11 protein-coding genes are annotated in these 7182 nt (G+C 62.8%); 3 read left to right on the top strand and 8 right to left on the bottom strand.

The genetic code is table 11. From position 1 onward, the window contains the following. Positions 1-104: 104 nt before the first annotated feature. Both J2X24_RS22365 and J2X24_RS22360 read right to left on the bottom strand, forming a co-directional pair. On the bottom strand, positions 105-761 hold the full coding sequence (locus J2X24_RS22365; protein WP_209726310.1) for a glutathione S-transferase family protein: 657 nt from the start codon (positions 759-761) through the stop codon (positions 105-107). Between the two features lie 199 nt (positions 762-960). After that, on the bottom strand, positions 961-1731 hold the full coding sequence (locus J2X24_RS22360) for a response regulator (RefSeq protein WP_209726308.1): 771 nt from the start codon (positions 1729-1731) through the stop codon (positions 961-963). Between the two features lie 532 nt (positions 1732-2263). Here J2X24_RS22360 and J2X24_RS22355 point away from each other — a divergent pair. Beyond that, positions 2264-2644, top strand: a complete 381-nt coding sequence (locus tag J2X24_RS22355) for a response regulator (protein WP_209726306.1) — start codon at positions 2264-2266, stop codon at positions 2642-2644. Between the two features lie 4 nt (positions 2645-2648). Here J2X24_RS22355 and J2X24_RS22350 read toward each other — a convergent pair whose 3' ends face one another. From J2X24_RS22350 to rnk, 6 genes are all read right to left on the bottom strand, one after another. Continuing rightward, entirely contained in the window at positions 2649-3188 is a 540-nt protein-coding gene (locus J2X24_RS22350; RefSeq protein ID WP_209726304.1) for a hypothetical protein, read from the bottom strand. A gap of 128 nt (positions 3189-3316) precedes the next feature. Further along, positions 3317-3925: a DUF6968 family protein gene (locus J2X24_RS22345; RefSeq protein ID WP_209726302.1), complete on the bottom strand. Its 609-nt coding sequence runs from the start codon at positions 3923-3925 to the stop codon at positions 3317-3319. A gap of 4 nt (positions 3926-3929) precedes the next feature. Further along, positions 3930-4565 carry a hypothetical protein gene (locus tag J2X24_RS22340; RefSeq protein WP_209726300.1) on the bottom strand — a complete coding sequence of 212 codons (636 nt, stop codon included), beginning with the start codon at positions 4563-4565 and terminating at the stop codon, positions 3930-3932. Between the two features lie 84 nt (positions 4566-4649). After that, the gene (locus J2X24_RS22335; RefSeq protein WP_209726298.1) at positions 4650-4829 is read right to left on the bottom strand and encodes a hypothetical protein; all 180 of its coding nucleotides are present in this window, start codon (positions 4827-4829) and stop codon (positions 4650-4652) included. Between the two features lie 15 nt (positions 4830-4844). Beyond that, the gene (locus J2X24_RS22330) at positions 4845-5273 is read right to left on the bottom strand and encodes a GreA/GreB family elongation factor (RefSeq protein WP_209726296.1); all 429 of its coding nucleotides are present in this window, start codon (positions 5271-5273) and stop codon (positions 4845-4847) included. After that, positions 5270-5674: a nucleoside diphosphate kinase regulator gene (gene rnk / locus J2X24_RS22325; protein ID WP_209726294.1), complete on the bottom strand. Its 405-nt coding sequence runs from the start codon at positions 5672-5674 to the stop codon at positions 5270-5272. Before rnk ends, J2X24_RS22330 begins: the two co-directional genes overlap by 4 nt. Positions 5675-5998: 324 nt before the next feature. Here rnk and J2X24_RS22320 point away from each other — a divergent pair, with 324 nt between their 5' ends. Further along, positions 5999-6451, top strand: coding sequence for a hypothetical protein (locus tag J2X24_RS22320; protein ID WP_209726291.1), 453 nt, complete (start codon positions 5999-6001; stop codon positions 6449-6451). Positions 6452-6458: 7 nt separating this feature from the next. Continuing rightward, positions 6459-6869: a hypothetical protein gene (locus J2X24_RS22315; RefSeq protein ID WP_209726289.1), complete on the top strand. Its 411-nt coding sequence runs from the start codon at positions 6459-6461 to the stop codon at positions 6867-6869. Positions 6870-7182: the final 313 nt, after the last annotated feature.

Below are 7182 nucleotides of genomic sequence, written 5' to 3'. Positions count from 1 at the left end.
ACGCGACAGGGAGGAGGGAGTATGCTGATCCGCCTCAGGCTACGCTGCGGGGAGGAGGGCGCGTAGCGGTGGAGGGGTATTCTCCGGCAGTCGACCTTCCCCCGTCAGCGCCGTTTATCACCCGCCGCTACGAAAACCGCGTGCTGGGCGTCATAGGCCCGCTGATAGGCTGGACGGGCCTCCGCGCGCGCCACATACGCCGTCAGGTTCGGAAATTCGTCGATCAGGCCGGTGCCCTCGGCGCGGCGCAGTACCATCACCATCATCAGGTCGCCGGCGCTGAAAACATCTTCGAGCCAGTCCCTGTCGCCCAGCCACGCCGACAACTGGCGCAGGCGGGTGCGGATGCGGTCGTCCATCAGGGGCACGCGCTCGGCATGCCACGGCTTGTCGCCTTCGGTGAAGCGCGTCTGTTCGCGCTCGACGATCGGCGGTTCGATCGTGTTGAGCGCGCAGAACATCCAGGCGATCGCCCGCGCCCGGGAGGCGGCGTCGTCCGGCAGCAGGCCCGCATGGCGTTCGGCGATATGCAGGATGATGGCGCCGGTCTCGAACAGTTGGATACCACGGTCCTCGAGCGTCGGGATCTGGCCGAACGGATGCAGCCGCATATGTGCCGTTTCCTTCATTGCCTTGAACGAGACGAGGCGGACGTCGTAGGGCTGGCCGACCTCTTCGAAGGCCCAGCGCACGCGCATGTCGCGGGCAAGGCCCCGGCCACGGTCGGGCGAACTTGCAAAGGCGGTGATGGTGGCGGTCATGATGTGGCTCCGTTTGTCCTGGTGATATCAGCACAACGAACGGCCCCGGTCACGATCGACAGGCGCAAAGAAAAAGTTTCAGGCCGGGCCACGCGGCCTAGAGCATGATGCGTTTAAATCGAACCGTCATCATGCTCTCGTTTTTTGTTTTATCGCGATATTTAGCCCAAAACCGCTGCACACTTTTTGGCATATCGCTTTAGTTGCGCACCATCAGTTCGGCCACGGCATTGGCAAACGCGATCGCCGTGAAGGGCTTGCTGATTTCGGCATCGGCGCCGGCCAGAAGCGCGGCGGAGATCGCGCGTTCGGGCGAAATACGATCGCCGAGCCCGGCCGACATGGCCAGGACCCTAACCGCGGGCCAGCTGCGCTTGATGCGCTTGATGCCTTCCAGCCCGCCGATCCCCGGCATGAAGATGTCGCAGACGGCCAGGTCGATATGGCCGATGTCGACATTGGTCAGGGCGTCTTCCATCGACTGCGCCGCGCTGACGCGGAAGCCACTGTCCTCCAGCATCTGGGTGGTCAGTTTCAGGACGGTCTGGCTGTCTTCGACGACCAGGGCGTGGCGGCGGCGCGATCCTTGCGCATAGTCCTGCTCGGCGGCCGCGACGATGGCGCCGATCTGCTTGCGCGAAAAGGGTTTCTGCAGGACGTAGTCGGCGCGGGCGCGGCGGGCCTCATCCAGCGTGTGGTTGATATCCTCGGCGCGGTTGCCGGCGGTCATGACGGCGATGGCGGCGTCATTGGCCAGTTCGCGGATCTGGGGCAGGGCGCCGAGGCTGTTTTCCTCGCCCAGGAAAACATCGACGAAGATCAGGCCCGGCTTGTGGCGGATGATCGCCTGCAGGCCTTCCTCCAGCGAGCGCGCGTGCACGGTGCGCCAATCCTGGTCCGCCAGCATGCGGCCGATGATCTGGGACTGCGTGAAGCTGTCTTCGATAATAAGCGCCAGACCTTCGGTCATTCAAAGTCTCCCGGGTGTTATCGGGAAGCCGTCTCAACCTGCGCTGAGCTGTCCCATATGTCGGCGCACACTAGGGCCTGAGCGTTTCGGTTAGGTTAATTCAGCAAACGATTGCATTTAAGGATAAAGACGCCGTCACCGCGAACCGATTTTGCCAGCGCCCACCTCTTGACGCCGACCGGTTCCAGCGGTGCAGCCGCTTGGTGGTCAGGCACAGGGCCGGATAATCGCGTGTGGGAATGATCAGGAGGCCGACAGCGGGCTGAGTATCTGCGTGGCGATGACGGCGGCCATGGCGATGCCGTAAAGGCGGCGGCCGATGCGCCCGAACAGCGAGAGAAAGAGCTTTATCCAGTCCATTCATGCCCTCCGGTTTAGGCAATCATGGCATGGCTGGCTTGCTATTGCGTAACCGCACGATCAAGGCGACGCTACGTCACACATCGACATTTATCGGCTCAATCGATTGCGCGTACTGATTGCTTATGGGCGGGTTCGCTACCCTGCCATCCTGACAGTGGAGTGACCAGAAGTGAGCAAAGGCCGCATCCTGATCGCCGAGGACTTTGCGCCCGCCGCCTTCGTGGCGGAGGAGATGGCCAGGGAACTGGGCTTCGACGCCGACGTCGTGGCGAACGGCCGCGACGCCGTGACGCGGGCCCAGGCGAACCGTTATGTCGCGATCCTGATGGACGTCGAAATGCCGATCATGGACGGCATCGAAGCCACGGCGCTGATCCGCAAGATCGAACGGACGGCGGGCTTCGAGCCCAATCCGGTCATAGGCATGACGGGCCACACCTCACAGGGCGTGCGGGTGCTGTGCCAGCGCGCCGGCATGGATAGTTTCCTGCTCAAACCGTTCACCGTCGAGGACCTTGAAACCGCGCTCAGCAAGGTGATGGCGGGGTAGGCGTCTATTCCGCTCTTGTGTTGGCTATGCCGCCCGGATCGAGCAGCCACTTCGACAGGACGCCGTTGGCGGCGGGGATGTCTTCCGGCGCGGTTATGATGGGGCGAAAGTCCAGCGATGTGGACAGCGCATAGCATTTTCCGTCGACATATCTGCGCCAGTCGTTCAGCGCGATAAAGGGCGCATGGACATCGCCGGACGCAGAAGCCGCAGCATGGGCCGCTCGGTATTTTCGGAGGACTTCACTACCTTCGGCTGCGCGGGAAGCCAGCGCGGCGTCAGCCATGGCAGAGGCGGTGTCGGCGGGCATGCCGGCGGCGACGGCGTCTGCGATGACCGGTGCGAGCGTTTTTTCAGTGGCCTGCGCGTCGATGCGGTAGCCAGCGGCTTCGCAGTACGGCCGCATATAGAGAAGGTCGGCGATATCGGCGAGCTTATGTTCGATGACCTTGTGGGCCGGCGCCGTGGATTGCGCATTCGCCGGCCCGGGCAGGGCGGCCGCAGCTATCAGCACGCTCAAGACGATTAAGCCTGAAAAGCGCATGTTCCTCTCTTCATATTGGTGTGACAAGAACATGGGCGTGCCGGGTGATGATTGCAATCGCGGCGCCCCTACAGTCTCAAGATCCTGCGCGGCGCCACTGAAGACAAGGCGCTTCCTCGGCGGGGATATTACTTCTTGGGTTTATCGGCGTAGGGCAGGGCAAGACCTTCCTGTTTGCACACCGCCTCATAGTAGGCGCGAATTCGCCGTAGAGACCTGGCCAGCCGGTTCGCGCGTCTCTTACCGCTCTTTCTCAATGCAACCGCTTTTACCCCCGTACCAAGCCTTTTGAACCACTGGGCTTCGATGGCAATGCGCGGAAACCGTTCCTGCGGCATCAGCACCATGCCGTAGTGTTGGCTTTGAAAGATGACGGCGGCGTTCTCATGGCCATACTTATCGAAGCGCAAACCCGGGCGTTCCGGCAGGTGCAGGTCCGGCGCGCCGTAAAACGTCAGCCGCCCGGCCTTGTATTCATCGGAGTTGTAAAGGTGCACGGCTATGAAGTTCAGGGCCGTCGTGAGCGCCTGAAACCCGTCGACGCCGTAGGCCGAGCGGAACTTTTCATCGCCCATGCCGACGATCTGATAGTAACAACGGATTGCCTGCATGTCCTCGTCCTCCTCTGGCGGCCAAACCCAGGCCTCCACGGTCGGCTCGCCGTCCAGTTCGAAGGTCCGCATGAACATGGCGTCATCATCATCATCATCATCGTCGTCGTCGGCGGCCTCCGTCATGGCGTCAGTCCTGCCGGACAAAGGCGACGTCGATCATGTCCGGGCACAGCTTCGCATAGGCTTCGGTGCCGCGTGTCGTGTTCAGCCGCTCCTGGCGAAGGGCCTCCAGCCTGTCACGCGCCGCCTTCCGGGCTTCGGGCGATGACGCCATGCTTTCGAACGACATCATGATGGCCGTGTTCGAAAGGCTCAGCGCGACGCCGGCACGCTGATAGACGGCGCCGACCATCTCGCCGGGTGAGGTTGTCGTCTTTGGACGGGTATATGACCAGCCATGGCGCAGAAGTTCGCCGTCGGCCTCCGCGAAGGTCAGGCAGTCCGCGCCGCGGTCGGCAAGGCCTGACTCGGCGCTGAAGGACACGGTGTTTTTGGCGCCGGTGCTGTTGAGATAGGCGATGCCCTGACGCATCTGCGGGCCATAGGTGTATTTCGTGGCGCCCGCGCGGTCGCTGAACCGGTCGGGTTCGGCCATGGCCTGGCCGCGCAGCACCTCGGTCTCGAAAAAGGCCCGGTCAGACGCGCGCGTGGTCTTTTCGGCCAGGGTCGCGAAGACGTTGCGGAACGGAATTTCGGCCGGTTCGGCGATGGCCGCCGTGGCGGATGCCAGCAGCATGGCTGCGGCGATGACGGATATGCGCATATGTCTCCCCCTATGCCGCAAGACAAGCACGAACCATCGGAACCAGCAAGACGATTGTGCCTGTCCGGCTCTTCGTGGACCTGGCTAACCGATCCCGCCTTGGCTGACGACATGGAACGCGGCGCATATGAGCAGCAGTCCACCCAGCGCGGCCAGCAGGACAGGCCACCGTGCCCGGCTTGCCGGCCGGCCGATATAGTCGTCGTGATACTGGCGCGGACAGTCGGGACGGGGCGCCGGTTTGGTCTTGTCGTTGGGGGGCATGGGTTCCTCCACGGATCAGTTCGGACGGCCGGGAAAGGGCACGACCACGCCGTCGCGGCGCAGGGCCGGAGGCGAAGGATTGCGGACATTCAGTATGGTGATGGGTTCGGGGCATTCGCTGCGCCATTCGGCATCGATGACGTCGCCGGCCTGGTAACCCAGCAGCGCCACGCCGATCGGGCTGTCGAGCGCCAGGCAATGGCCGTCGGGCCTGTAGTCGTCCGACAGGACCAGCATCCGTTCTTCCGCCGGCGCGTCGTTGATGCGGAACCGGACGCGGCTGCCCAGGCGGACCAACGGGGAGGGCTCTTCTCCCGGCAGCAAAAGGCGTGCTGTTTCAAGCTTTTGGCGGACGATACGTTCGAAGGGTTCCTTCGAGCCGTTCAGGCGGTCGAACAACTGGCGCAGCAGGCGGTAGTCGCGGACCTGGAGCACCGCGGTCATGACATGTCTCCCGTCTGGCTGACGCGTATGACCTGGAGCACCTGGCTGCGGCCGTCCGTCGCGGTGAACCGGATGGCCTGGCCGTGGCTGAGGCCGATCAGGGCGGCGCCGACGGGCGTCAGCACGGAGATGCGATTGTGCGCGATATCGGCCTGGTAGGGCAGCACCAGCTGCACCGTCCGCTCCGGCCCGGCGCCCAGGCGGTAGCAAACAAAGGCGCCAATGCGCACGACGCCGGGATCGAGCTTTTCCGGCGCCACGATCCGGGCCCGCTGCAATTCGCGCTGCAGCAGGTCGGCGGCGGCCTTCTGGTCGGGTGCGGCGATCTCGGCCAGGTTGCCGAGGGTTTCGAAGTCGTCCCGGCTGATGACGATCTTTGGGAGTGTAAGGGTTTCAGACATGGATATGCACACAATGGGGCCCTTGCGTGAGCAAAAGCGGAAAATGTCGGGGATTGCGTGCGCCGGATGGCATTGGGCGGTGAGGTGTCACCTGCCGGAATGCGCGGCCCTCCCGAAGTCCGGAGGGCGCTGACGGCCGGACTTCGGGCTATGATCCTGTGACAGGATGTCCCTTGAGCGATTGCGATATCGCGAGTTTAGCCCGGATTGCCATGCGGAGAGGATAGCTCCGCAAGCGGGATTGTCAACTCGGACAGCGCGAGACCGGATATGTACGTCCGGTCAAATCTCTGTTAGCCTTGGCCGGCAAAAGAGGGGGAGCCAATGCGCCGTATAGCTATCATCGCAGCCTTGAGCGTTGTCGTCGCCGTGACCGGGTGCGCCACGGTGGAAGGTTATCGCCAGCACATGGACCTGATGACCGGCATGCACAGCGATCAGCTGCAGGTCGAATGGGGGGCGCCCGACCGCGTGTCGAAGCTTTCCGACGGTAATGAACTGTGGACTTACCGCAAGATCACCGAGCGCCAGTCGGGCAATTCCTATTCCCAGGTGGCCAATGGCTCCTATGAGGAAAAGTACAAGGACAAGAAGGGCAACATAAAAAAGCGGACGGTCACCACCTATGAATCCGTCTGGGTGCCGCCGAAATACTGGGAAACCTATTGCGAGACGCGCTTCGTCATCAGCCCGGACCACCGCGTGCTGAGCTATGGCTTCGAAGGCCCCGACTGCGTGGCCAAGGAGATAAGGCAGTCTCCGGGCGGCGGTGAATAGCCAGGCCATGTCTGGCTCGGTTACCGGGACGTGGAACGGCACCTACAGTTACCCTGACGAGGAAGGGCTTGAGCCCTGTCATTTCACGGCCCGCCTGGTGCAGACGGGCCGGCGTTTCTTCGGATCGATCACGGAAGAGGTTGACGACGACCTGGCCATGGTGCCGCTGCAGGCGGCCTTTGTCGATGGCGCCGTGCATGATACGGCCGTGTCGTTCGTCAAGACCTATGATGGTGGCGGCGGCTGGGCGCACAGTGTTACCTATGACGGGCGGCTATCGAGTGAGGGCGACGAGATCCACGGCGAATGGCGCATTATTGAGGACGGCCAGGTCTTTGCCGGCACCTTCATCATGCTGAGGCGCACGAAGGCGGCCGAGGAGACACGGACCATGACCGCGAGTGCGCGGATCGGGTAGGGGCGGGAGGCTTGATCCGGCGGAGGATGTGTCAACGCCTGAGACGGACCCCTCCACCGCCTTCGGCGGTCCCCCTCCCCATGCCTTCGGCACAGGGAGGAGGGAGAAAAACGACCTCCGTATGCACCCGTGGCTAGATCGGCATGATTTTAAGTGGACACATCATGCCGATCTAAGTTTTTGTTTTGTCGCGATATTTAAGGCGAAAACCCCAAAAAAACGCATCTTGGCACTTTTCGCCATATCGCTTTAATGCGAGGGAGTGGTTTGATAGCCTGAGACGGATCAGCACACTCCCTCCTCCCTGTCGCGC

The sequence above is a fragment of the Asticcacaulis solisilvae genome (genome assembly GCF_017875235.1).
Taxonomy (GTDB): domain Bacteria; phylum Pseudomonadota; class Alphaproteobacteria; order Caulobacterales; family Caulobacteraceae; genus Asticcacaulis; species Asticcacaulis solisilvae_A.
Note: the sequence above shows the minus strand (reverse complement) of the source record. Positions and strands in the feature narration are given on the sequence as shown.

Excerpts from the sequence above, each read along its gene's own strand:
- J2X24_RS22365 (WP_209726310.1), bottom strand. The coding sequence starts at position 761 with ATGACCGCCACCATCACCGCCTTTGCAAGTTCGCCCGACCGTGGCCGG.
- J2X24_RS22360 (WP_209726308.1), bottom strand. The coding sequence starts at position 1,731 with ATGACCGAAGGTCTGGCGCTTATTATCGAAGACAGCTTCACGCAGTCC.
- J2X24_RS22350 (WP_209726304.1), bottom strand. The coding sequence starts at position 3,188 with ATGCGCTTTTCAGGCTTAATCGTCTTGAGCGTGCTGATAGCTGCGGCC.
- J2X24_RS22345 (WP_209726302.1), bottom strand. The coding sequence starts at position 3,925 with ATGACGGAGGCCGCCGACGACGACGATGATGATGATGATGATGACGCC.
- J2X24_RS22340 (WP_209726300.1), bottom strand. The coding sequence starts at position 4,565 with ATGCGCATATCCGTCATCGCCGCAGCCATGCTGCTGGCATCCGCCACG.
- J2X24_RS22335 (WP_209726298.1), bottom strand. The coding sequence starts at position 4,829 with ATGCCCCCCAACGACAAGACCAAACCGGCGCCCCGTCCCGACTGTCCG.
- J2X24_RS22330 (WP_209726296.1), bottom strand. The coding sequence starts at position 5,273 with ATGACCGCGGTGCTCCAGGTCCGCGACTACCGCCTGCTGCGCCAGTTG.
- rnk (WP_209726294.1), bottom strand. The coding sequence starts at position 5,674 with ATGTCTGAAACCCTTACACTCCCAAAGATCGTCATCAGCCGGGACGAC.
- J2X24_RS22320 (WP_209726291.1), top strand. The coding sequence starts at position 5,999 with ATGCGCCGTATAGCTATCATCGCAGCCTTGAGCGTTGTCGTCGCCGTG.
- J2X24_RS22315 (WP_209726289.1), top strand. The coding sequence starts at position 6,459 with ATGTCTGGCTCGGTTACCGGGACGTGGAACGGCACCTACAGTTACCCT.